Annotated in this window: 15 protein-coding genes; 5 read left to right on the top strand and 10 right to left on the bottom strand. The window is 64.4% G+C overall.

Annotated features, from left to right (window positions below):
* The first annotated feature begins 2 nt into the window (after positions 1 to 2).
* The gene (gene topA / locus ABC728_RS21485; protein ID WP_416617386.1) at positions 3 to 2681 is read left to right on the top strand and encodes a type I DNA topoisomerase; all 2679 of its coding nucleotides are present in this window, start codon (positions 3 to 5) and stop codon (positions 2679 to 2681) included.
* A 99-nt stretch (positions 2682 to 2780) separates the two neighbouring features.
* Entirely contained in the window at positions 2781 to 3251 is a 471-nt protein-coding gene (locus tag ABC728_RS21480) for a hypothetical protein (protein WP_416617387.1), read from the top strand.
* Here ABC728_RS21480 and ABC728_RS21475 read toward each other — a convergent pair.
* The 3 genes from ABC728_RS21475 to recO form a co-directional block, all read right to left on the bottom strand.
* On the bottom strand, positions 3238 to 4479 hold the full coding sequence (locus tag ABC728_RS21475) for a substrate-binding periplasmic protein (protein WP_416617388.1): 1242 nt from the start codon (positions 4477 to 4479) through the stop codon (positions 3238 to 3240). The two genes, ABC728_RS21480 and ABC728_RS21475, sit on opposite strands and share 14 nt — an antisense overlap.
* Positions 4480 to 4587: 108 nt before the next feature.
* Positions 4588 to 6852 (bottom strand): DNA topoisomerase IV subunit A, encoded by a 2265-nt coding sequence (gene parC, locus ABC728_RS21470; RefSeq protein ID WP_416617389.1) that lies wholly within the window; start codon positions 6850 to 6852, stop codon positions 4588 to 4590.
* 60 nt (positions 6853 to 6912) lie between these two features.
* The gene (gene recO / locus ABC728_RS21465) at positions 6913 to 7704 is read right to left on the bottom strand and encodes a DNA repair protein RecO (protein WP_416617390.1); all 792 of its coding nucleotides are present in this window, start codon (positions 7702 to 7704) and stop codon (positions 6913 to 6915) included.
* Positions 7705 to 7920: 216 nt separating this feature from the next.
* Between recO and ABC728_RS21460 the strand changes: the two genes are divergently transcribed.
* The gene (locus ABC728_RS21460; protein WP_416617391.1) at positions 7921 to 10419 is read left to right on the top strand and encodes a bifunctional diguanylate cyclase/phosphodiesterase; all 2499 of its coding nucleotides are present in this window, start codon (positions 7921 to 7923) and stop codon (positions 10417 to 10419) included.
* A gap of 34 nt (positions 10420 to 10453) precedes the next feature.
* Here ABC728_RS21460 and ABC728_RS21455 read toward each other — a convergent pair whose 3' ends face one another.
* Positions 10454 to 12565, bottom strand: coding sequence for a methyl-accepting chemotaxis protein (locus ABC728_RS21455; RefSeq protein ID WP_416617392.1), 2112 nt, complete (start codon positions 12563 to 12565; stop codon positions 10454 to 10456).
* A 282-nt stretch (positions 12566 to 12847) separates the two neighbouring features.
* Between ABC728_RS21455 and aat the strand changes: the two genes are divergently transcribed.
* On the top strand, positions 12848 to 13501 hold the full coding sequence (gene aat, locus ABC728_RS21450; RefSeq protein WP_416617629.1) for a leucyl/phenylalanyl-tRNA--protein transferase: 654 nt from the start codon (positions 12848 to 12850) through the stop codon (positions 13499 to 13501).
* Here the strand turns inward: aat and ABC728_RS21445 are convergent.
* From ABC728_RS21445 to ABC728_RS21430, 4 genes are all read right to left on the bottom strand, one after another.
* Positions 13435 to 13953: a DUF2155 domain-containing protein gene (locus ABC728_RS21445; RefSeq protein ID WP_416617393.1), complete on the bottom strand. Its 519-nt coding sequence runs from the start codon at positions 13951 to 13953 to the stop codon at positions 13435 to 13437. The genes aat and ABC728_RS21445 overlap by 67 nt on opposite strands.
* Positions 13954 to 14032: 79 nt before the next feature.
* Positions 14033 to 14545 carry an outer membrane lipid asymmetry maintenance protein MlaD gene (mlaD, locus tag ABC728_RS21440; RefSeq protein WP_416617394.1) on the bottom strand — a complete coding sequence of 171 codons (513 nt, stop codon included), beginning with the start codon at positions 14543 to 14545 and terminating at the stop codon, positions 14033 to 14035.
* 132 nt (positions 14546 to 14677) lie between these two features.
* Complete coding sequence (locus ABC728_RS21435; protein ID WP_416617395.1) at positions 14678 to 15067, bottom strand: NADH:ubiquinone oxidoreductase subunit NDUFA12; 390 nt, start codon at positions 15065 to 15067, stop codon at positions 14678 to 14680.
* A gap of 157 nt (positions 15068 to 15224) precedes the next feature.
* Positions 15225 to 16277: a UPF0104 family protein gene (locus ABC728_RS21430; protein ID WP_416617396.1), complete on the bottom strand. Its 1053-nt coding sequence runs from the start codon at positions 16275 to 16277 to the stop codon at positions 15225 to 15227.
* A 408-nt stretch (positions 16278 to 16685) separates the two neighbouring features.
* Between ABC728_RS21430 and ABC728_RS21425 the strand changes: the two genes are divergently transcribed.
* Positions 16686 to 20471 (top strand): vitamin B12-dependent ribonucleotide reductase, encoded by a 3786-nt coding sequence (locus ABC728_RS21425; protein ID WP_416617397.1) that lies wholly within the window; start codon positions 16686 to 16688, stop codon positions 20469 to 20471.
* A 24-nt stretch (positions 20472 to 20495) separates the two neighbouring features.
* On the opposite strand, the gene ABC728_RS21420 is transcribed toward ABC728_RS21425, so the two are convergent.
* Both ABC728_RS21420 and ABC728_RS21415 read right to left on the bottom strand, forming a co-directional pair.
* A complete protein-coding gene (locus tag ABC728_RS21420) occupies positions 20496 to 21995 on the bottom strand; it encodes a tryptophan halogenase family protein (protein WP_416617398.1) in 1500 nt (499 codons plus the stop codon).
* 347 nt (positions 21996 to 22342) lie between these two features.
* Positions 22343 to 25315, bottom strand: coding sequence for a TonB-dependent receptor (locus tag ABC728_RS21415; RefSeq protein ID WP_416617399.1), 2973 nt, complete (start codon positions 25313 to 25315; stop codon positions 22343 to 22345).
* Positions 25316 to 25579: the final 264 nt, after the last annotated feature.

The following is a 25579-nucleotide window of genomic DNA, read 5'->3' as shown; positions in this document are numbered from 1 at the left end:
CAGTGGCTGGCAGTGTCGTCATCGTTGAATCCCCGGCCAAGGCCAAGACCATCAACAAGTATCTGGGACAGGACTATACCGTCCTGGCCAGCTTCGGGCATGTGCGCGACCTGCCGCCCAAGGATGGGTCGGTGCGCCCCGAAGAGGATTTCGAGATGGATTGGGAACTGGGCGACCGGTCCAAGCGCCATGTCGATGAGATCGCCCGCGCCGTGCGCGGTGCTTCCCGCGTGTTCCTGGCCACCGATCCGGATCGCGAGGGAGAGGCCATCGCCTGGCACGTGCATGAGCTGCTGAAGGAAAAGCGGCTGGCATCCAAGGCCGAGGTGCGCCGCATCACCTTCAACGAAATCACCAAGAGCGCCGTGCTGGACGCCATTTCCAAGCCGCGCGACGTGGACCAGGAATTGGTCCAGGCCTATCTGGCCCGCCGCGCGCTGGATTACCTTGTGGGCTTCAACCTGTCACCGGTCCTGTGGCGCAAGCTGCCCGGGTCCAAGTCCGCGGGCCGTGTGCAATCCGTGGCGCTGCGCCTCATCTGCGAGCGGGAGGCCGAGATCGAGGCCTTCAAGCCGCAGGAATACTGGACCATCGAGGCAGAGTTCAAAACCCATGACGGCGCCACCTTCACGGCACGCCTGACGCAGTTGGACGGCAAGCGGCTGGAGAAGTTCAGCCTGGGCGACAAGGGGGCGGCTGAGGCGGCGCTGGCCCGTATCCGCCCCATGCTGTTCAAGGTGGGCCGCGTTGAACGGCGCGAGGTGAAGCGCAATCCCTATGCGCCCTTCACCACCTCCACCCTTCAGCAGGAAGCCAGCCGCAAGCTGGGCTTTGGCGCCGTCAAGACCATGCGCACGGCCCAGAAGCTCTATGAGGGCGTGGATATCGGCGGCGAGACGGTCGGCCTGATCACCTATATGCGTACCGACGGCGTGTCCTTGAGCCAGGAAGCCATCGACGGGTCGCGCCGTCTGATCGACCAGACCTGGGGTGATGCCTATGTGCCGGACAAGCCGCGCATCTACAAGACGGCCGCCAAGAACGCCCAGGAGGCGCACGAGGCCATCCGCCCCACCGACCTGTTCCGCCGCCCGGACCAGATGACCCGTTATCTGGACAAGGACGAACTGCGGCTTTACGAGCTGATCTGGAAGCGGACCGTCGCGTCGCAGATGGCCAGCGCCATCATGGATCAGGTGACGGTGGACATCATGTCCAAGGGGGCGGAGGCCGTGTTCCGCGCCACCGGCTCCATCATCCGGTTCGATGGCTTCCTGCGCGTCTACCAGGAAGACAAGGATGATGATGGGGAGGAGGAGGAGAATCGCCGCCTGCCCCCCATGAAGGATGGCGACGACCTGACGCGCGGCAACCTGAAATCCGACCAGCACTTCACCCAGCCCCCGCCCCGCTATACGGAAGCGAGCCTGGTGAAGAAGATGGAGGAACTGGGCATCGGCCGGCCCTCCACCTATGCGTCCATCCTGCAGGTGCTGCAGGAACGCAATTATGTGCGGCTGGAAAAGCGGCGGTTCGAGCCGGAGGACCGCGGCCGGCTGGTCACCAGCTTCCTGGAGAATTTCTTCAACCGTTATGTGCAGTATGACTTCACGGCGGCCCTGGAAGAGAAGCTGGACGATATCTCCGGCGGGCGCATCTTCTGGAAGGATGTGCTGCGGGAATTCTGGAAGCATTTCCACGCCGCCATCGACGACACCAAGGACCTGACCATCACCCAGGTGCTGGATGCGCTGGATGCCGCACTGGGGCCGCATTTCTTCCCCGACCGCTTCGACGCGGAAGGGCAGAAGATCGATGTGCGCGCCTGCCCGACCTGCGGATCGGGCCGCCTGTCGCTGAAACTGGGCAAGACGGGCGCCTTCATCGGCTGTTCCAACTATCCCGAATGCCGCTATACCCGCCCGCTGGCCGTGGCGGGGGAGGATGCGGAGGCCGATGCCGACCGGGAACTGGGCACCGATCCCGATACGGGCCTGACCGTCGTGCTGAAACGGGGACCCTACGGCGTCTATGCCCAGTTGGGCACGAACCTGCCGAAGGAGGAAAAACCCAAGCGCGTGTCACTGCCGCGCGGCATGAACCCGCAGGATGTCGACCTGACCATTGCCCTGGCCTTGCTGTCCCTGCCCCGCTCCCTGGGCATGCATCCCAGCACGGGCGTGGAAATTCAGGCCGGTATCGGCCGCTTCGGCCCCTATCTGAAACATGGCGACGCCTATAAGAACATCCCCGCGGACGATGATGTGCTGACCATCGGCCTGAACCGGGCCGTGGTGCTTCTGGGCGACGGGCCGGCGAAGAAGGCCGTGCAGGGACGCGAATTGGGGAACCACCCCAAGGATGGCAAGCCGATCTCCATCGGCTCCGGCCGGTTCGGCCCCTATGTGAAGCACAACAAGCTGTTCGCCAGCATTCCCAAGGCCCAGAATCCCGACACGCTGACGCTGGAACAGGCCGTGGAACTGCTGGCGGCCAAGGCCGCCAAGGACACGGCCAAGAAGGGGGCGGCCCCCGCCGCGGATGCCCCACCGGCAGAGGAGAAGCCGAAGAAGAAGGCCCCGGCCAAGAAGGCGGCCGCGCCGAAGATGGCCGCGAAGACCGGGACCAGCAAGACGACAACGGCCGCCAAGAAGCCGGCGGCGAAAAAAAAGACAGTGTGAGCTTGCTTTCAGGAACAGGATGAACCACGTTCATTCGTATAAGGGGCATTGGTCGGCGCTCGTGATCGGGCGGCCGGCTGCCATTGCCGGGAGGCTGACATGCGCGCCCTGTTCCTGACGGGTCTGGTCCTTTCGATCATCGCCCTGACCGCCGTGGCGGAAGAGACGAAGCCCGTCAATACTTTCACCCTGCTGAACAAGCCCGGCACCCTGCCCGCCGTCCCGGATTACAGCCAGGGTGTGCCGGCCGCTGCTGCCCCGGCCGAAGATCCAGGCTGCCGCGTGCGCAAGACCGTGGAAGCCGGCGTGTCCATGGGTGGGGTCAGCGGCAAATATGCCGGTGCCCGATTGGATTATGGCAAGGATGACAGGGCGCTGGATCGCGGCTATGCCCCCAACCCCTGCCCCCAGACAGGTTTCGCCATGTCGCTTTCCATGTCTGCCAGCGACATGGAAATGAAACGCCGGGGCGAGAATTATCCGGCCGGCCGGCCCATTGTCGAAGGTATGGACGATGGCATGGCCGATATCGGCAATAACCGGCCCGGCCACCGCCTCAATGGCGATTGAGTGTCCGTTCGATATCCAGTCCGATCGTAACGCCACCCAGCACCGAACCGGGCTTATCGCCGGCAATGGCGAAACTGACCTGGACGTTGAACTGGCCCGTCGACTGGTCGAAGGCGATATTGTCGACGAAGATCGTGTCAGCCCCCTTGGCAACGGTCATGGCATATTTCGCCTCGTCGGCTTGCCAGAGGTCGGAGGGAAGCGGATCGGCGGCCACGGCCACGCCCGCATTGTCGAACAGAAGGATTTCTGAAACCACCCCGCCAGTCGCGGCCCGCAGCCGGGCCAGGGCCGTGGATAGCGGATGATCGCGCAACGACCATACCAGCGAATGGTCGGCCGCAGCACGATGGCTCTGAAATATCTGGTCCTCCTCCACGATGCGGCTGACGGGTTTATCCGCGTTGAGCCTGCCGGCCGCCTTCAGCGCCGGAAGCAGGGACGGCTCGGTCAACAGCCTGTCATGGACCTGTCGGGCCACAGCCAGGGCCAGCCCGCGCTCGGATGCCGTCAGAACCATGTTGGCCGCCGCACAATGGCCGATCTCGCCGTTGAACCGTTCCAGAAAATGCGGGTTCGACCGCAGGAATGGGGCCGCGAAATAGACACCCAAGGGCATATAGCGCTGAAAGCTGACCTGGAACTGCGCAGGATCGGCCCCCGCCTGCTTGATCGCGGACAGCAGTTCCGCCTGGTCCATCAGAACCGCTTCCACCCGGCCGGCCGCCAGCATGCGCAGCAATTGCGTCGATGTCCGGGCCATGCCATCGACATCCCTTCCCTGACCGCGCAACCATTTCAATTGATTGGATCCCAGCACGGCGGCAATGCGGCGGCGTTGGTGCAGATCCATCTTCACGAGACGAATGCCCGCCGGTGTCACCCACACCCAGCGTTCGAGGGCCAAAGGCAGGGAGAGATGCCCGTCACGCGGCCCCTCGGGATCCGGCGCCACGGAGAAAATGCCCGCCACGGCTCCCTGGCGCACCTGTTCGCGGGCGCGCAGCCAGGGCGCAAGGTCAACCTCGTATCGCTGATCCAGCCGGTCCATGATGCAGTCGAGCGCGCGCAACGATGTGCCGCCCAATTCCCCGTTCACCATCTCCTGATAGGGGGGCGCGATATTGGTCAGCAGATGCAGCACTTCCGACGCGCGGGCCTGCACGGTGGTGGATAAAGCCATCCATACCACCAGCAACAGGCGCCCCGCCATGATGACAAGGCGCATGATCCACTCCCCTGCATGCCCGGTTCCGGGACCAAGCCTCAGGAGAAAGTGTAGGTCGGCCCCCGTCGTCCGGATAGATATCCGGAAGGTGCGGAAACTGGCCCTGCATTAACCGGTGAATTTGTTGTTCTTGGGAAAGCCGGTGGGCGGCAGCTTGCCCTGGCTGCCGCGAAAGGCCACCCAGCCGGACAGTTCCGGCAGGGTCACGGTGCGGATACGGCCTTCGACTCCGCCCATTTTCCAGGACAGCCCATCAGCCAGACTGAAGCATTTCACATCCGACAGGCTGGCATCCTTGTATTTCTGCAGCGCCACGCCCTTGCCACGCGCCATGACGGGCAGTTCCTCCAGCTTGAAGACCAGCAGCTTGCGGTTATTGCCGATAACGGCGACCGCATCCCCCTCCACCGGGATCACCAGGGCAGCGACCCCGCCATCGGACGGGTTCAAAACCTGCTTGCCGGCCCGCGTCTGGGCCACCACCTCGTCGGCTTCCACCTGGAATCCACGGCCGTCGCTGCTGGCCACCAGCAGCCTTTGCCCCGGCACGTGCGGGAACAAGGACACGATCTCGGCCTCGCCCAGATCGGCCATCAGGCGCACAGGTTCCCCGAAGCCACGGCCACGCGGCAGCTTGTCGGCGCCCAGCGTATAGAATTTGCCATTGCTAGCGAAGACAAGCAGCTTGTCCGTGGTCTGCACGCGCAGGACAAAACCTTCCTTGTCACCATCCTTGTATTTGGCGTCCGCCGCCTCAGCCGGCGACATATGTCGCGACACGGCGCGTATCCAGCCCTTTTCGGACAGGAAGACGGTCAGCGGCTCCCGCTCGATCATGGCTTCCACCGGCACGACGATATCGGTCGGGGCCTCCCCCACCTCCGTCCGGCGTTCACCCAGCGCGGTCGACCGGCCGAACTTCCTGTCCATCTGCTGCACGTCGGTGCGGATGGCCTTCCAGCGCTTGGCCTCATCCTCCAGAAGGTCGGTCAGCTTAGCCTTCTCGGCCGTCAGCGCGTCATGCTCCTTCCTGATCTCGAACTCTTCCAGCCGGCGCAGGGAGCGCAGCCGCATGTTCAAGATGGCCTCTGCCTGAACATCGGACAGGTGGAAGCTGCGCATCAGTTCCTTCTTGGGTTCATCCTCCTCGCGGATGATGCGGATGACCTCGTCCAGGTTCAGATACGCGACCAGATAGCCGCCCAGCACCTCCAGCCGGTGTTCGATCTCCCCCAGCCGGTGGCGGGACCGGCGGATCAGCACGTCCTGGCGGTGGGCCAGAAAGGCGCGCAGCACCTCATGCAGGGTCATGACGCGCGGGATGGTGCCGCCATCCAGCACGTTCATGTTCAGACTGAAACGGATTTCCAGGTCCGTGTTGCGGAACAACTGCTCCATCATCACGGCGGGATCGACATTCCGGCTCTTGGGCACCAGCACCAGGCGGATATCCTCCGCCGATTCGTCGCGCACATCCTCCAGCAGCGGCAATTTCCGTTCCGACAGAAGTTCGGCGATCTTCTCCACCAGCCGCGATTTCTGCACCTGATAGGGGATCTCGGTGACGACCACCTGCCAGGTGCCCTGACCCAGCGGCTCCTTCATCCAGCGGGCCCGCAGGCGGAAGGCGCCACGTCCCGTGCGGTACGCCTCGATGATATTGGCGCGGCTTTCAACCAGGATGCCGCCGGTGGGGAAATCAGGCCCGCGTATCCAGCTCACCAGCTCTTCCACGCCGACGGGCCGGCGCTTTTCCGGCGGGGGCAGCAACTCGCGCTCGATGATCAGGTTCAGGGCGCCGCAAATCTCCCCCACATTATGGGGCGGGATGCTGGTGGCCATGCCGACCGCGATGCCGGCCGATCCGTTGGCCAGCAGGTTGGGAAACGCGGCCGGCAGCACGATGGGCTCGTTCCCGTCGCCGTCATAGGTGGCGCGGAAGTCGGTGGCATCCTCATCCAGGCCCTGCATCAGGGCCTTGGCCACCTCGGTCAGGCGGGCCTCGGTATATCGCATGGCCGCGGCATTATCGCCGTCGATATTGCCGAAATTGCCCTGCCCTTCCACCAGCGGATAGCGGCTGGCGAAATCCTGTGCCAACCGGACCAGGGCGTCATAGACGGACTGGTCGCCATGGGGATGGAACTTGCCGATCACATCGCCGACCACGCGGGCCGACTTCTTCGGCATGGTGGAGGGGTCCAGCTTCAGCTGGCTCATGGCGAACAGGATGCGCCGATGCACCGGCTTCAGCCCGTCGCGCACATCGGGCAGCGAACGGGAGACGATGGTGGACAGGGCATAGGACAGGTAACGCTCCCCCAGCGCGTCGGCGAGGCGTTTGTCCAGGATTTCATGGGCGGCGTCGGTCATGCCCCATCCATACCAGATAGGGTAGGGGCGTGGGTACTGGCTTCTATCCGTCCTGTCGGCTTATTGCGCCGGGCCGGGGGAGATGGCCCCATCCCCATCGGGCGGTATCCCATGCATCCGTCCGTACCGTTCCACGAAACGGGCACGGGCTGCGGGCAGCTCGGCATGGCGCTGGGCAAACGCGCTACGCGCCAGGAAATGGCCCGTCAGGGCCAGGCCCCGCATCACCTCCACCGGCCCGCCATCGGAAAGGCCCAGCAGGAAGGCCGGCAATTCGAACAGCTTGTCCTTGTACGGTTCGGCCGCTGAAAGGGAAACAGCACGGCCCGTGCGCGGGCTGACATGGCTCAGCCCGTCATTGCCGGCCAGCAGGTCGGCCGCGGTCCGGCCACTGACGGCGCAGCGCGACAGGTCCAGGCCAAATCCGATCTCGTCCAGCAGACCGATCTCCCACCGCACATAAATCTCCGCCCAGACATCGGTTTCCATCGCTTCCAGCAAGGCAAGCGTGGCGTCGAACAGGCCGGGATGCGGTTCCCGGTCGGCCAGCAGCCCATCCAGCAAGCCGCAGGCCGATGCCAGACAGGCGAGTCGCAACGGATCATCCAGCAGCGGGGCGGCATAGGCACGTTCCAGTTCCAGCGACCAGGTCCCCAACTGGTCTGCCAGCCGGGCCCGCCAGGACACGGCCAGCCGGCTTCCCGGCTCCAGCGACGCACGCATCCGTGCCGATTGCCCGCCATGCACCAGCCCCGCGTGCCGGCCATGCGCGCGCGTCAGCATCAGCGCCAGGGCGGCGGTTTCCCCATACGGACGTGCGGATAGCAGGATCGCCTGGTCGTTCCAATCCATGACCCAAATCCAGAGCAGTTCAGCACAAACCGGAATCATTCGGGAAAACCACGCCCCCGCCCCCGGATCCGGGACCGCAATGGTACAGCAAGGCTCCATGTCTGCGAAAGTTCAGATGAACATAAATAACGGGCGGCAGCGAAGGGGCATGGCCCCACCCGGTGAAAGTGGTATAGAGTTTCCCCGCTCACCTTTCACTTGTCCACCGGCCCTGCCTTGCCCGACATTCTGCCCGACGATCTTCTGGCCCGGCGATACATGCTGGCCGGTCTTTCCAGCGGTGAGGCCGTCTGGGACTGGGATATCGCCGCCGACCGCCTGTTCCTGTCGCCGGGCTTCCGCGATCATCTGGGGCTGGATCCCGCGGCAGAAACGACGGGCGGTGAAGGCAGTCCGCACGACTGGTTCGACCGCGTGCATCCGGAAGATCTGCAATGGCTGGAAGCCACACTGCGGCCCCTGCAGGATGAACCGGAACGGCGTTTCCTGATCGAACACCGGGTCCGCAACCGGCGGGGCGACTGGACCTGGCTGACGGTGCGCGGTGCTGCCATCGGTGATGGCAGCGGCGCGGTGGTCCGCCTGATCGGCACGGCCAGCGACATCACCCAGCGCAAGGAGGCCGAGGAAAGGCTGCGTATCAGCGAGGAGCGGCTGGCCCTGGCGGCGGCGGCGACCAATGACGGGCTTTACGACTGGGACCTGCGCACCGACCGCATCTATTACGCGCCCCGCTGGTGGGCATTGTTAGGGCTGGACCCGCAGAGCGACGGGCCGGAAGAATGGCTGTCGCGCGTGCATCCGGAAGATCTGATCTGGCTGCAGGCCACGCTGGACGCGCAGATGTCGGCGGGCGGCAAACCATTCCAGATCGAATACCGCATCCAGCACAGCCGGGGCGCCTGGCGCTGGATGCTCTGCCGCGGCATCGCGGTGATGGATGTGCAGGGCGAGCCGGCCCGTCTTGTCGGCTCCCAGTCCGACATTACCGACCGCAAGGTGGCGGAGGAACAGCTGCGCATCAGCGAGGAACGCTATGCGCTAGCGGCCCAGGGTGCCAATGACGGCTTGTGGGACTGGCGTATTCCGGAGGGGGAGGTTTATTATTCCCCGCGCTGGTCGGACATGCTGGGCCTGCCGGGTGGGGAATGGGTCGGTACGATCGAGGATTGGTTCGCCCTGGTCCATGCCAGCGACCTGCCGGGGCTGCGCGCGGCCTTTCAACTGCACCTGTCGGGCGGCATCGACCATCTGGAGCATGAGGTCAGGGTCCGCCACGATAGCGGGGCGGAACTGTGGGTGCTGATCCGCGGTGTGGCAATCCGGGATCCGCTGGGCGATGCCATGCGCATGGCCGGTTCGATGACCGATATCACCGCGCGCAAGCGGGCAGAGCAACAGATCCTGTTCGATGCCTTCCATGACGGTCTGACCGGGCTGCCTAACCGGTCGCTGCTGATGGACCGTATCAACCAGACCATCGACCGCCGTCGCCGGCCCGATGATCCGCCTTGTGCCGTCATCCTGTTCGACCTGGACCATTTCAAGACCGTCAACGACAGTCTGGGCCCCAATTTCGGGGATGATGTGCTGCGCACCCTGGCCAAGAGGCTGGAGGCCCAGCGCCGGGCCGGCGACACGATCGCACGCATATCAGCCGACGAGTTCGGCGTGCTGATGGATGGGGTCGTGGATGCCAAGGCCGCCATGACCGCCGCGCTGCGTCTGGCAGCAACCATCGCCGAACCCATCCGGCTGCCCGGCGGGCAGGAACTGGTGCTGACGGCATCAGGCGGGATTTCAATGTCGCACACGGGCTATGCCCAGGCCGCCGACATGGTGCGCGACGCCAGCCTGGCCATGTTCCGGGCCAAGGGGGCGGGGCGCAACCGGGTAGAGGTGTTCGACGATGCGCTGCGGGCCCGCGCCATGTCGCGCCTGCGCACGGAGGCGGACCTGCGCCTTGCGGCCGACCGGCATCAGTTGACCCTGTTCTATCAGCCCATCGTCCGCCTGTCCGACCAGTCCATTGCCGGGTTCGAAGCGCTGATCCGCTGGATGCATCCCGAGCGCGGCATGATCTCCCCCGCCGATTTCGTGCCACTGGCCGAAGATACGGGCTTGATCCTGCAGATCGGGCGCTGGGCCATGCAGGAGGCGGCCGAACAACTGGCCCGCTGGCAGAAGGATTATGGCAGTGGCCTGTTCATGAGCGTCAATGTGTCGGGCCGGCAGATGCTGGACGACCAGATGGTCGACAGCGTCCGTCAGGTCCTGGCCGACAGCGGCATCCCGCCGGAAACCCTGAAGCTGGAGATCACCGAAAGCCTCCTGATGGACGATCCGGCCCGCGCGGTCGTCATGATGCAGCAAATCCGCGATCTGGGCGTCAGCCTGTCGCTGGATGATTTCGGCACCGGCTATTCCAGCCTGTCCTATCTGCATCGCTACCCGGTCAATTCACTGAAGATCGACCGGGCCTTCGTCAGCGGGGCCGGCAGCGGCGACCGGCGGGAGGAGATACCCCGCATCATCCTGCTGCTGGCCAAGAGCCTGGATCTCGACGTGGTGGCCGAAGGGATCGAGAATCCGGAACAGGCGGGTTTCCTGCGGTCGCTGGAATGCCGGTACGGCCAGGGTTTCTACTTTTCCCGCCCCGCCCCCGCCGCAGAAATCGAACGCCTGCTGGTCCTGCCCTGCCTGCCGGCTTCCTGACACCGTCCGCGCGGCAGCATCCCGTCGGCCCTCATCATCCCTGCGCGCTGCGGGCCAGGATGTCGGCCAGCCTTTCGCGCAGCGCGCGCATCTCCGTCGTCACCTCTGTCGCCCGTTCCCCCAGTTCATGGGCCAGTGTCCTTGTTTCACTGGCATCGGCGGCGACGGTGCGGATACGGTCGAAGACCTCCACCGTACCGCCCGCAGCACTGGCGGCACTGGCACTGATGCTCTCCGTGGCGCTGCCTTGCTCGGTCACCGCGGCGCTGATCGTGCCGGCGATCTCGTCGATGCGGGCGATGACGGCGTGCAACTGGTGGATATCGCCGATCACGCGCTCGGTCGCCCGCTGAACGGCCGTGATCTGCGAGGTGATCTCCTCCGTCGCCTGGCCCGTCTGGTTGGACAGGTTCTTCACCTCGGCCGCAACGATGGCAAAGCCCCGCCCCGCTTCGCCGGCGCGGGCCGCCTCGATCGTGGCGTTCAGCGCCAGCAGGTTCGTCTGGCCGGAAATATCACCGATCAGTTGCGCGGCCCGGCCGATATTCTGGGCGGCGTCGGCAAGCTGGTTCACCATGGCGCGGGTCTGCCCGCCCCGCTGCACCGCGTCATGGACCATGTCGGCGACCTCCGTCACCTGCCGCCCGATCTCGCGCGAAGCGGTGGCAAGCTGCTCGGTGGCGGCGGCGACCGTCTGGACATTGCTGGTCGCCTCCTGCGCGGCACCGGCCACACCGTCGGACTGCTCGCCGGTGCGGGTGGCGGCGCCGGTCATGCGGTCGGCCATGGCGGCGATGCCCGCTGCCTGCTGCAGCACGGCCTCCACCCGGCGGGTCATCTCCTGTTCCAGGGCTTCGGCCAGGCTGCCCAGCCGGTCGGCCATCTCCTGCTTGTGCAGACGCTCCCGCTCCCGGTCTTCCGCTTTAAGGCGGTCCATTTCCTCCGCATTCACACGGAAAACGTCGATGGCGCGCGCCATGTCGCCGATTTCGTCATGGCGCGCCGTGCCGGGGATGAAGCTCAGCCTCTCGCCGCGCGCCAGCCCTTCCATGGCCTGCTCGATCCGGGCCAGCGGCCGGGTGATGGACCGCACCAGCAGCAGCGACAGGCCACAGAACAGGGCCACCAGAATCCCGCCAATCGCCATGGTCAGGCGCTGTGTTTGCGTGCGGATCGCGGTTTCAGCGCGCCGCGCCTCCGTCAGCCCGGCGCGGGTATAGGTGAAAAGCCCGTCGATCAGGGGAGCGGTCTCGGCGAACACGCCGGTAAATTCCCTGATGGCATCGGCCTGACGCCCCGTGGCCTCGGCCAGGGCGACCATGTCCTGCCGGTACTGGCGCGACAGGGTGTCGATCGTGTCCTTCGTCTCCTGATCAAACTGGGTCTCAGGCACGAAGAATGAAAATTCATTGTAGGCCTTGCGATGCTGGCCCAGATACCGTTCCTCCCCCGTCAGAAGGAAGGATTTCTCGGCGTTGCGCATTTCGGCCATGCCGATGAACAGGGAAGCCGCCATGGTCGCCGGCCATTTCTTCAACTCCCCCTCCGCCGCCGCCACGGACCGGACCATCTGCCCGCGCAGCCCGTCCTCGTCGGTGAAGCCCACGGCGCGGGTGGCCTCGTCCACCTTGGCGAAGGCATCGCCCAACAGGCCCAGCTTGGCGGTCAGCGTTGCGATCGTGTCGGCCTGATCGGCCGCGGCTGCGTGCGCCGTCAGGTCGGCCACGGCCGTCTCCACCTCCCCCAAGGTGGACAGAAACGCCACCCCCGCGGCGGGATCACGCTCCCGCAGGAAACGGGTGGCGTGAAGCTGCAAGGCCGTGGTGCGGCGGTTCAGGTCGGCCGCCGTTTCCGCGAAGCCCGACAGGGCCGTCATGCGGCCCGTCGCCTCTTCCCGTCTTGCATCGCCCAACAGGAACAAGCCCGCCGTCATCAGGACGGTCAGCAGGGCGGCTCCCACCAGGAAGCCGATGCGGGTGGAAATGGAAAGCCGGGCAAGCCAGCCGCCCTCCCCCGTCAGCCCATCGGCACCCACGCCGATGCGGGCAAGCCATGCCTGCCCGAACCAGCCGGATCGCGCCCCGCCATCGGATGGCATCTCGTGCGAGGCCTGGGCGCGGTCGTTTGTCAGCGTCAGTTCCGTCATGCGGCACATCCGGATGTTGGGGTTTGTCTAAAATTGTCGACAGTCCAGAGACCCGAAACCCCCAACAGACCCCGGCTGCCGCCGAGTACCTTGGGGGTATGCCGAATGACTTAAGGAACGATTGGTAAAGGCTTTGTCGCAGTTCGATGAAGTTTGCGTGACAGTGGCCGTTCCAGGGCCGCCGCCAACCCCGTCCGATGGGACCGGCGCCGGTGATATTTGTAAGCGGGCGGGGGGCTTGCTATGCTCGCCGACGAATTCCGCAACGAAACATCGGGGATCATGGGGATACTCACACCGGACCTTCTGATCCGCGCCTATGCCGGCGGGGTGTTCCCCATGGCCGAAAGCGCGTATGCGGACGACCTTCTCTGGTTCGATCCGCCGTTCCGCGGGGTGCTGCCGCTGGATGGGTTCCATGTGCCGCGCCGGCTGCGCAAGACGATCCGGCATTTCCCCTTCGATGTGCGCGTGGACAGTGATTTCCGGGCCACCATGCGCCATTGCGCCGAACCGGCACCCGACCGGCCGCAGACCTGGATCAATACCGATATCCTGGAGGCCTACTGCCAGCTTCACGCCATGGGCCATGCCCACAGCGTGGAATGCTGGCAGGACGGAACCATGGTCGGGGGGCTGTATGGCGTTTCCCTGGGGGGTGCCTTTTTTGGGGAGAGCATGTTTTCCCGTGCCACCGACGCCAGCAAGGTGGCGCTGGTGCATCTGGTGGCGCGGCTGTCGGCCGGCGGCTTCCTGCTGCTGGATACGCAGTTCCTGACCGGGCACCTGTCGCAATTCGGCGCACGGGAAATACCCCGGCACCGTTATCGCGCGCAACTATCCAAGGCTTTGGCCCGGAACGCCGAATTTCACTGTCTGGAGGATGAGCGGGCGCTGGTCGGCACCTTCTTGCAATCCTTGACCCAGACGTCATAGACCGGGTGTTCCATCGCCGACAGGGCCGGGCTGGATGCGAACATCCAGCCATTGAACACGGCCACCTCACCCCCGTCCGGCCGCTGCTCCTGCACATTCAGGAAAGCCGCCGATTCCGGGGGATCGATGGGGGGTGCCTTGCGGCAGGCCTCGACCCGGATGGACAATTGGCCGAACCGCACCACCTCACCCACCTTGGCTTCGAAGGTGGAGGTGCGGGCCGTCACCTTGTCCAGCCCCTGCAGCAATGCGACCGGCATGGGATCAAAACTGCGCTCCGGCGGTGGCGGGGGCGCGGGGCGCTGTACGGCACCCGGCAGGGAAGACGCCTGTCCCTCGTCCAGCGCCGGCTCCCCGGCAGGTACCTGTTCCTGCGCGCGAACCGCGGGCACAATTGCCAGCAGCATCAGACACAGCGACGAAAGACGGAAACGGGTCTGGATGGGTTTCACGGGAGGGCATCCACTGGCCGACAGGGCGTCCTTGAGAGAAAAGCGGCCATTTCGGGCGGTTTCAAGGCCGCCCGCGAAATCACATGGGCGGCAGCGGCGTTTGTCCGGCCGCGGGTGGGGCACCGGCATCACCGCCACTGGCGCCACCGCCTCCCGTCGAACTGAAAATGAAGCGGCCCAGCAACTCCTCCAGGTTCACGGCACTCTGCGTATATTCGATCATGTCGCCAGGCTTCAGCCAGTCATCCTCCCCACCCGGATCAAGCTGGAGATAGCGACCGCCCAGCAGGCTTTCGCTGGCGATCGATGCCGAGGTGTCGCGCGGAAGCTGGACATTGCTGTCGATCTCCATGCGGATGACCGCCTGATAGGTCTGTTTGTCCAGATATTGCTGGGTGACGGTGCCAACCTTGACGCCGGAGATACGGACATCGGCACCGGCCGAAAGGCCGCCCGTGCTGCTGAACCGCGCCTCCAGCGGATAACCGGAGATGGCCCGTACACTGCTGCTCGTATAGGCGAAGAACAGGAAGAAGCCGGCAACCAGAAGGACGACGGCACCCAGCACTGTTTCGATCACGTTCCTGCGCATGGACAGTTCAGCTCCCTGACGGGCCCGTGGTGAATGACCGGGCCGGACCTTCCCTCAAACACACATGCCTTAAACACACATGGCGGCGCTTTCGTGGCGCCGCCATGGGCCTGCTCCCAAAGATAGGGATGATCAGTTCGGTGTCCAGGCCTGGTAATCGCCCGTGGCCTTGTCGCGCTGGCCGCCGGCAAACAGATGGCCCGGCGGACGATAGGCCTGCACCGTGCCCGTGGGGTTGGGCTGATGCGGCTTCTGCCAGGGCTTGTGGAAACCGCTCCCCTCCGGCAGGGGCGCATCCATGTTGTAATGCAGCCAGCCATGCCATTCCGGCGTCACCTTCGTCGCCTCCGGTGCGCCCTTGTACAGCACCCAGCGGCGGGCCTTCATGCCCCGGCGGGCCTTCTTTTCCTCGAAATAGCGGTTCCCGGCGGCATCGCTGCCAACCTGCCGTCCGACACGCCAAACCAGAATATTGATCTGGATATTGGCCATCCATGTGGCCAGGGAGAACTTCTCGCTCATGACTTTTCCGTGATGCAGCACGAGGAACGGCGGCGACTATGCACCGCCGCCGCAACAAAATCCACCCCCACGGTGGAAGGCGGACCTGCGCCCCCCGCGGGGCCGTATCAAGATGCCGGCGCGACCAGTTGCACGGGAAAGTCACGCGCCAGCGCCCTCAGCCATCCGTGCCCCGCCCGCGCAGCCGGTCCGCCGCGCGCCCGAAACGGCCGGTATGGTGGCGGATCTCCCAGGCCGCAATGCCAAGGCCCGCGGCCGCCAGCGGCAGCACGTAATAGAAGAAGCGATAGGCCAGCAGGGCGCCCAGGATGGCGCTGGCTGCGTCATGGTGGGCAAGACCGAGCAGGATGATGCTCTCGAACACCCCCAGCCCGCCGGGCACATGGCTGAAGATGGCAACGATCAGCGCCGCGCAATAGAGCGCCACGAAGGATGTATAGGGAACCTGGACTTCCGTCGGCAGCAGCATCCACAGCACGCCGGCCGCCAGCACCAGTTCGGCCGACGCGATGGTGATCTGCGAGACCACGCCACCCCAACTGGGCAGTTGAATGGACCAGCGCCCGAACCGCACGGGCTTGTGCGTCACCGCCGTGATGACGCAGACGGCCAGCAGGCCCAACAACATGGCCGCCCCGGCCGCCTGCACCGCGATTTCCGGCACGTTCAGCAACAAGGACACCGGCTCCGGCCCCACGATCATGCCGACGGCCCCCGTGAAGGTCAGCCCCAGTGTGAAGGTGGTGGTCGAGAAGACGACGATCTTGGCCACGTCGGCCGGTGACAGGCCGGCCTTGCCATAGGCGCGCAGCCGGACCCCGGCTCCACTGATCACCGCCCAGCCGACATTGTTGGAAATGGCATAGCCGCAGGAGGCCGCGAAGGCCGTGGTCGCGTAGGGCACCTTGCGCCGCAGATAGATCTGTGCCGACAGGTCGTACAGCGTCAGGACCCAATAGGCCCCTATCGTCAGCGCCATGGCCTGCAGGACCTTCGACAAGGGCAGGTCCGTCAGATAGAGCCAGACCTCGGCGAAATCGATTTCCTTGATCACATGCTCCACGGCGACGGCCAGCAGCACGACCAGGAACATGATGGTGGCGACGCCCAGCAAAGCCTTGTAATGCCGGATCAGCCAACCACGAACGGCGGCGGCCCTTGCGGGTTTCGATGAAGCGGGCGTCTGTTCGGGATCGGGAAGTCGGGTCATTCAGGAATGCAACACGCGAAACGAGACCGGCCACAGCGGCGGGCGCACCCTGCCACCATTACAAACGGAAAGAAACCCCCAGGCCGGTGCCAACGCCCCGCGGAAGCAGAACCTCTCCCATTGCACCTGGGAGATTGGGGGGGCGGGCGACTCAGACAAGGCGCGGAACAGGAAAATCCAGCGATGCCGCCGCTTCCGGCCCCCAAAAAGGGGGATTCCGCCCCACCACCCGCGTCAACACAATAAGCTGTATATGCTTTTGAAATAGCCAACAAAATATGGTTGCCGGGCCTTCCCCTGTGGCCTAGCCTTCCGGCCGTCACCATATATAGCGGCGCTGCTGCCTGTCCGTCATGACGCACGGCCGGCACGCACGACCCGCCGCCTTGTTTGGGAAAGGCTTGGACCATGCGCATCGAACGCCGTTTCACCGTTGAAGGCCAGGACGCCTATGCCGGCATCCCGTTCCGCCAGGCGACGAGCGAGATTCGCAATCCCGACGGTTCCACGGTCTTCCAGGCCAGGGATATCGAGGTTCCGGCCGAATGGAGCCAGGTGGCCTGCGACATCCTGGCCCAGAAATATTTCCGCCGGGCTGGCGTGCCTGCGGCCCTAAAAAAGGTGGAAGAACACAGCGTCCCCCCCTTCCTGTGGCGCCATGTCGCGGATGAGAAGGCGCTGTCCGGGCTGCCCGCGCAGGAGCGGACGGGGGCGGAAACCTCCGCCCGGCAGGTTTTCGACCGTCTGGCCGGCACCTGGGCCTATTGGGGCTGGAAGGGCGGCTATTTCGAGTCGGAAGCCGATGCCGCCGCGTTCCATGACGAGATGCGCTTCATGCTGGCCCGCCAGATGGCGGCACCCAACAGTCCGCAATGGTTCAATACCGGCCTGTCCTGGGCCTATGGTATCGACGGGCCCAGCCAGGGCCATTTCCATGTCGATCCGGCAACCGGGGAGGTCGTTGCCTCTGCGTCAGCCTATGAGCGGCCACAGCCCCATGCCTGTTTCATCCAGTCGGTCGCGGATGATCTGGTGAACGAAGGCGGCATCATGGACCTGTGGGTGCGCGAGGCGCGCCTGTTCAAGTACGGGTCCGGCACGGGCACCAATTTCTCCCGCCTGCGCGGAGAGAACGAGAAACTGTCCGGCGGTGGCAAGTCGTCCGGCCTGATGAGCTTTCTCAAGATCGGCGACCGGGCGGCCGGCGCCATCAAGTCCGGTGGCACGACGCGCCGGGCCGCCAAGATGGTGACGGTCGATCTCGACCATCCCGACATCGAAGCCTATATCGACTGGAAGGTCGTTGAGGAGCAGAAGGTCACCGCCCTGGTGACCGGTTCCAAGCAGGTTTCCCGCCATCTGAACATGATCATGGCGGCCTGCAACGAAGGTATGGGCACCGATGCGGACCGGCTGGACCCGCTGACGAACCGGGCCCTGAAACGCGCCATTGTGGCCGCCCGCCGCGACCTGGTCCCGGAAAACTACATCCAGCGGGCCATCCAGCTTGCCGGCCAGGGCTATGCCGGGATCGATATCCGCACCTTCGACACCGATTGGGATTCGGAAGCCTATCTGACGGTCAGCGGCCAGAATTCCAATAATTCCGTGCGCGTGCCCAATGCCTTCCTGGAGGCTGTGGAAAGTGACGGCCCCTGGAACCTGATCCGCCGCACGGATGGCAAGGTTGCCGGCACGCTGCGCGCCCGCGAATTGTGGGACAAGATCGGCTATGCCGCCTGGCAGTCGGCCGATCCGGGCGTACAGTTCGATACGACCATCAATGAATGGCACACCTGCCCCGCGTCCGGTCGCATCAATGCGTCGAACCCGTGCAGCGAATATATGTTCCTGGACGACACGGCGTGCAATCTGGCGTCCCTGAACCTTATGGAATTCCGCCAGCCCGACGGTCGGTTCGACATCGATGCCTTCACCCACGCCTGCCGGCTGTGGACGCTGGTGCTGGAAATCTCCGTGGCCATGGCGCAGTTCCCGTCGCGGGAGATCGCGCGTCTTTCCTATGATTTCCGGACGCTGGGCCTTGGCTATGCCAATCTTGGCGGTCTGCTGATGGCAGCCGGCCTGCCCTATGACAGTGTGCCGGGGCGGGCGCTGGCCGCGGCCATCACCGCATTGATGACCGGCGTGGCCTATGCGACCTCCGCCGAGATGGCGCGCGAGTTGGGGCCCTTCCCCGGCTTCGCCGCCAACCGGCAACCGATGCTGCGCGTGATTGCCAACCATCGCCGCGCCGCCCATGGCGCACGGACGGGCTATGAGGGGCTGTCGGTGGCACCCGTGCCGCTGGTCGCGGACGAATGTCCCGACGCGAACCTGGTCGATGCCGCCCGTCGCGCCTGGGATGCAGCACTTGCCATGGGACGCGACCATGGCTATCGCAACGCGCAGGCCACCGTCATCGCACCGACAGGCACCATCGGCCTGGTCATGGATTGCGACACGACGGGCATCGAACCCGACTTCGCCCTTGTGAAATTCAAGAAGCTGGCCGGTGGCGGCTATTTCAAGATCATCAACCGCGTTGTGCCGGAGGCTTTGTCACGGCTGGGCTATGACGATACCGCAATTGCCCGGATCGAGCGCTATGCCGTGGGGCATGGCACGCTGGTGGGGGCGCCTTGCATCACCCATGACCGGCTGCGCCGTCTGGGCTTTGGCGACGAACAGATCGACGCTGTGGAATCCGCCCTGGAATCCGCCTTCGACATCAAGTTCGTCTTCAACAAATGGACGCTGGGTGCCGATTTCTGCACACGCACCCTGGGCATACCGGGCGATCTGCTGGAGATGCCGGGCTTCGACCTGCTGGCGCATCTGGGTTTCACCCGCAAGGAGATCGAGGCGGCCAACGTCCATGTCGCCGGCGCCATGACGCTGGAAGGCGCGCCGGGCCTGCGGGATGAACATCTGCCCGTGTTCGACTGCGCCAGCCCCTGTGGGCGGATCGGCACGCGCTTCCTGTCGGCGGAGGCGCATATCCGCATGATGGCCGCAGCCCAGCCTTTCATCTCGGGCGCCATCTCCAAAACCATCAACATGCCCAACGGCGCCACGGTGGCGGCCTGCACGGATGCCTACATGCTGTCATGGCGCCTGGGGCTGAAGGCCAACGCGCTCTATCGCGACGGTTCCAAACTGTCCCAGCCCCTGAACGCACAGGTGCTGGAGGATGAAGAGGAGACGTTGTCCGAGGATGACCAGACCCTGCTGGAGCGCGTGGTGGAGGCGCCCGCCGCCGCCCGCGTTCCCCTGGTGGCTGAACGGGTCGTGGAAAAGGTCGTCGAGCGCGTCGTGGAAAGGGTGGTGCGCAACGACGGGCGGGAAAAGCTGCCGCAGCGGCGCAAGGGCTATACCCAGAAGGCCATGGTGGGCGGTCACAAGGTCTATCTGCGCACGGGCGAGTACGAGGATGGCCGCCTGGGAGAGATTTTCATCGACATGCACAAGGAAGGCGCGGCCTTCCGGTCGATGATGAACAATTTCGCCATCGCCATCTCGCTGGGTCTGCAATATGGCGTGCCGCTGGAAGAATATGTCGAGGCCTTCACCTTCACCCGGTTCGAGCCGTCGGGCATGGTGCAGGGCAACGATGCCATCAAGATGTCGACCAGCATCCTGGATTATGTGTTCCGCGAACTGGCCATCTCCTATCTCGGCCGCAACGATCTGGCCCACGCCACGCCAGAGGATCTGCTGCCCGACACGATGGGACGGGGCGACGCACAGGCGGATCTGGCCGGCATGCCGGAAGCCGCCAACACGGCCCCCGAATTGCCCGACCATGCGGCGCGCATGACGCAGGAGACGCTGGCCGCCGTGGCCCGCATCGCCTCCACCGGCTATATGCGCTCCAACCTGCGTGTCGTGCCCGGCGGGCAGCAGGGCCGGGTCGTGGCGGGGTTCCAGCAGGCGACCACGGGCTATGCCGCCACGGGCACCGACGCGCCGTCGGCCTTCGCCGGGGGGGCGGTCCATGCCGACAGCCTGTCCAGCACCGCCCTGCGCGGCGGCACGGTGGGCCGGCACGATGCACGGTTTGAGCGCATGAAGGAAGCCCGCGCCCGCGGCTATGAGGGCGATCCCTGCCCGGAATGCGGCAACATGACCCTGGTGCGCAATGGCACCTGCCTGAAATGCGACACTTGCGGCGGGACGACGGGGTGTAGCTGAGCCCGAAGTCCAGAGGGAGGGCCTTCAGGCCACCTTCAGCCCGGCGAGATACGCCTCGTGGGTCGGCATGCTCCCGGCGGCCTGAAGGATGCGGGCACGCATCGTCGCCATCCGCTCCCGCATGGCGGGCAGCGGGTGCAAATCGACCAGCGGGTCATGGCTTTCCGGCATGATCCCCTGCCCCAGCATCACGGCGATCCAGCTTGTATCCGTGAACAGCGCCCGGGCGCGGGTGGAAACCCGGCCGTTACGCCGGAACAGCTCGATACGGGATTTCAGGCTATCGGGGATATCCATGGTCCGGCAATGGTCCCAGAAGGCACTGTCGGACCGTTCCGTCGCATGATAGTGCAGGATCAGGAAATCGCGCACAGCCTCGAATTCCGCCTGTGCCAGCGCATTATATTCGGCGACTGCCACCGGATCGATCTGCCGTCCGGGAAAGAAATCCAGCAGCTTGGACAGGCCCGTCTGGATCAGGTGGATCGATGTGCTTTCCAGCGGTTCCAGAAAGCCGGATGCCAGCCCCAGCGACAGGCAGTTTCCAACCCAGGCCTGCTTGCGCCGGCCGGTGACGAAGCGCAGCAGCCTCGGCTCCGCCAGGACCTTTCCGTCGACATGGGACAGCAAGGTGGCCCTCGCCTGCTCCTCCCCCATGAAATGGCTGCTGAAGACATAACCGTTGCCCACGCGGTGGCGCAGCGGGATACGCCATTGCCAGCCGGCCGGCCGTGCCGTGGAGCGGGTGAAGGGCGGGATGCGCCCGTCCCCGGAGGTCGGAACGGCCCAGGCCCTGTCACAGGGCAGCCATTGGCTCCAGTCCTCATATCCCGTCCGCAGGGCCTTTTCGATCAGCAGACCGGAAAAGCCTGTGCAATCGATGAAGAAATCGGCCTCCAGCCGCTCCCCGCCGTCGCAGATGACGGCCTGCACGAAGCCGTCATGCCCGCGTAATGCGACATCGACGATCTTGCGGTCCAGCCGCTCCACCCCCAGCCGTTCCGCGTAGCGACGCAGATAATCGGCGTAAAGAGCAGCATCGAAATGATAGGCCGAGCGGATGGTGGAGGCGATGGACCGTTCATCCGCTACCGGACCGGTATAACGGCCCAGTCTGGCCATGACATTGCACAGGGCATAATCCTCGATATCCCCGCCTTCCCCCTCCTGCCGCAACCGCAGCCAGTATTGATGGGTGTGGGTGGCATCCAGGGTCAGCCCATGGATGCCGAAAGGATGGAAGTAGCGATGACCCGCGCGCGTCCAGTCACAGAACTCGATGCCAAGCTTGTAGGTGCCCTGGGTGAAGGTCAGGAAATCCGCCTCATCCAGGCCCAGCATCCGGTTGAAGGTCTTGATGGGCGGGATGGTGGCCTCCCCGACGCCGACGGTGCCGACAGCGCTGCTTTCCACCAGCCGGACCCGTACCTGTCGGCCCACGGCACGGGCCAGTGCCGCCGCCGCCATCCATCCGGCCGTACCGCCACCCACGACCAGGATGCTGCCCGGAAGATTTCCGGCCATGATCTCTGTCCCCCTAATACTATTTTGCGGTAATCAGAACCTATTGGTTCTGGTCACCGCCCTCAAATGCCGGCGCCAACATACGTTGGCTTGGCTCCGCCGCACGAGCGGCGCGGCGGCGGTCGCCACCGAACCAACTTGCGATGAGTTCTACTCATCGCAAGTTGGTATAACCAGCTGCCAAACAACAACCAGGCCAGGATTGGAAACCGCTCCAACCTGGCCTGGTGTCATGCTTGAGGCGCTCCACACGCGAAGATGACGGGGCACCGTGCCTGCTTCCCTTGTGATGGAAGGCAGGCACGGCCCTCGTTTCCCCGCATGCGGGCGCCGGCGCCGTTTCCCGACTAGCCGCCCAGCTTGAACCGGACGCCCGCCATGATGCGCTGCGAACCGGAGGCATAGGTGAAGGGCAGATTGTTGAACTGCAGATACTGGCTCTGATCTTCCTTGGTCAGGTTGATCCCTTCCAGCGTCAGACCGATCTGCTCGGTCACCTGATAGCCGATCTGGGCGTCCAACTGGCCGTAGGAGCGGTTCCAGATGCCCAGCGTCCGGTTCACCGCACCGTCGCCGAAGCCGAAATTGCCGGAGAAGGATTTCGACCGCCACGTATAGGACACACGCGCCTCAAGTCCGTGATCCTCGTAGTAAAGCTGACCGTTGAAGGCATGCTTGGAAACGCCCGGAATGGGCAGGCCCGTGTCGAAATCATTGAAGAGCGGCGACTTGCTGTCCGAATAGGTGTAGTTGACATTGAAGCCCACACCCCAGTCGAACGCATATTGACCACTCAGTTCGAAGCCCTTGATCCGGCCACCATCGCCGTTGATCGGGCGCTGGATGGGCACGTTGCGGCCACCGGCCTGATCCATGACGAATTCAGGCTTGGTTTCCGTGCCGATGAAGCTGTCCACCTCCTTCCAGAAGCCGACCGCCGACACCAGACCCTGGGTGCCGAAATAATATTCGTAGCCGACATCGAACTGCGAGGCGCGGAACGGATCGAGGTCGGGGTTGCCGGCCGAACCGTTCGTGGCCTCGAACAGGTCGGTGGTGGGGTTGCGTGTGAAGTCCACGCGGAACCCGCGGCCCAGATCGAACAGGTTCTGGCGGGCTACGACACGCGAGGCGGCGAAGCGCACCTTCTGCCCCTCGTCCAGGTCGAAAACCATGTTCAGGCTGGGCAGGATGTCGGTATAGGAACGCTCATTGGCGATCGTCTCGCTGTCACGCAGGACGCCGTTCCAGCTGTCCGTGCCCAGATAGACCGGATCGGGATCGGTGGCACGGTTCTGATACACGGTCAGCGTCGTGTGGATCAGCCGGGCGCCGACATTGATGTGATATCCGTCGCCGGCATCACCGACATCCGCCATCATGTAGCCGGAATGGGTTTCTTCCTTCACGCGGAAGCTTTCCAGCGGCTCCTCGTAATAGGCGAACGGCGTGTCCGGATAAAGGGCCTGGATCCACTTGGCGCCGTTCTTCATCTGGCCGCGATCCTGGACCAGGATCTTGCCGCCCACCATGTCACCGGAGGAGAAGAAGTTGTTGATCGTCTCCACACGACCACCCGCATTCGTGAAGGTCTGGAACGGCGTGATCAGAGGCGGGGAATTACCAAAGCGGTTGGTGCAGCCCGCCGGGATTCCGGGCGTGCCGGCCGGCAGTTCGCAGGACTTGTAGCCGATGGCGCCATCCTGGAAATAGCCGTAGGGCGTCCATTTCTGTCCGAACTTCGTGCCGTCCAGTTCACCCTTGCCGGAATAATCGGCCAGATAGCGGCCACGGCTGTAATCCACATCGCGGGACGCGAAGCGATAGCCGCCCGACAGCGTCACATTGCCGGCCCCGATGAATTCCGGCTCATACTCACCATCGGCGCGCAGGGAATAATTCTCCAGGTCCGCCCGGTCGCCGAACACCCAGTGCGACTTGAAGAAGCCGTAGGCCGGGTTGGTATAAAGATCCGGGATGCCGGGCAGCGAGAAGGAAGGCAGTTTCCCGTTACCGTTATTGTAGGAAAACAGATAGTTGGACGGCGCCGCGGGGTTGGCAGGCTGATGGCTGAACCCCGTGGGGCTGGTCGGATCGGCCGTCGGCACACCATAGGAGGTATAGCGCACATCGTTGTTAGCGCTGTCACTGAACAGGTCGGCCTTGGCATAGGCACCGCGGACGGAGCCCCGGAAATTGCCGCCATCATCGAACTTCAGCTTCAAGCCGAAATTGTCCGCCTTCACAGAGGAATTCTGGACATAGGAAATGGCTTCGGCCGAGTTGGCGATCAGGGTGCCGTTCAGCAGCACCCCGTTGCCATCGATCGAATAGGGCTTGGTGGCGTCCAGGCCCGGGCTTTCGATGGCGAACGGGAACTTCAGCGAGGCTTCAGAGGTCAGGATGTCCAGTTCGGAATGGAACCATTCGCCCGACAGTTCCACGCTGTCCGACAGGACAACGGCACCGGACAATGACCCGCCGATACGTTCGCGCGTCTGGTTGCGGTCGGTCGCGTACCGGTATTCGGGCGCATAGTAATTGGTCGGAACGGTTGCCTTGTCCCCACGTTCAGCGAAACGCCAATTACCGCGGTTCTGGCCGCCCAGCACGTCGGTCTGGGAATTCTGCTTGTCGTAGGAGAAGGTGCCGATGAAGGCGGCCTTGTCATCCCAGTTATAGCCGAAGGCTACGGCGCCCAGCGGCTTCCAGCCGCCATCGGCGCCGGTGGACTTGGCCGCGCGCACGTTGCCGGCCACGGTATAGCCGGGGTCCAGGACCAGCGGGTTGCGGGTCTTCAGGTTGATCGTGCCGCCCAGGCCGCCTTCCAGCAGGCGCGCATTGGGCGACTTGTAGACATCGACGCCGCCCAGCAATTCCGACGGCACACCCTCCAGGCTGTCTACTTCCCGCGTCTGGCCCTCGCCCAGGGTGAAGACCTCCAGGCCGGTCAGGAAGATCTCCTCGTTCAGCAAGGTGACGTTCTGGTCCAGACCGCGGATGCGCACGCGGGTGCCCTGACCATTGTTACGATCAATCTGCACACCGGAAAGACGCTGCAGGCTTTCCGCGATGTTCTGATCGGGGAACTTGCCCATATCTTCGGCGGTGATGGATTCAATGATCTCGTTTGCATTGCGCTTCGTCTGGAGCGCGCTGGCCAGCGAGGCCCGGAAGCCCGTGACGATGATCTCGTCCAGGGTCTGTTCACCCCCCGCGGCCGGGGCCGGCGCCTCTTGCGCCTGTGCCGGCAGGGCCGTGGCCAGCGCAATGGCGGCCACCCCGCCCAGATAGAATCCAAGCGCGTACTTTCTCGACATCTCTTTCCTCCCATAAGGGCATGAAGCCATTAAGGCATTTTGATTTATTTAATCTCCGGACGGAGATTCGACCAAAGGCGGGTCCATGCGAGGTTTCCTCCCCTGCGGCGTCGGGCGATTGGCCTTATCAGGTTGGTTTTCCGCCCGCCGTCACCATGAACAATGTTGACAGCGCAGTCAATAGGGTTTGATAACGCTGTCATTGCTGTGCGAATGATGACACAGAAGGGCATGGAGCGACAACATATGGCAGAAAATATGGAG

This window comes from Niveispirillum fermenti, assembly GCF_052474395.1.
This window is presented reverse-complemented; position numbering and strand designations above follow the sequence as displayed.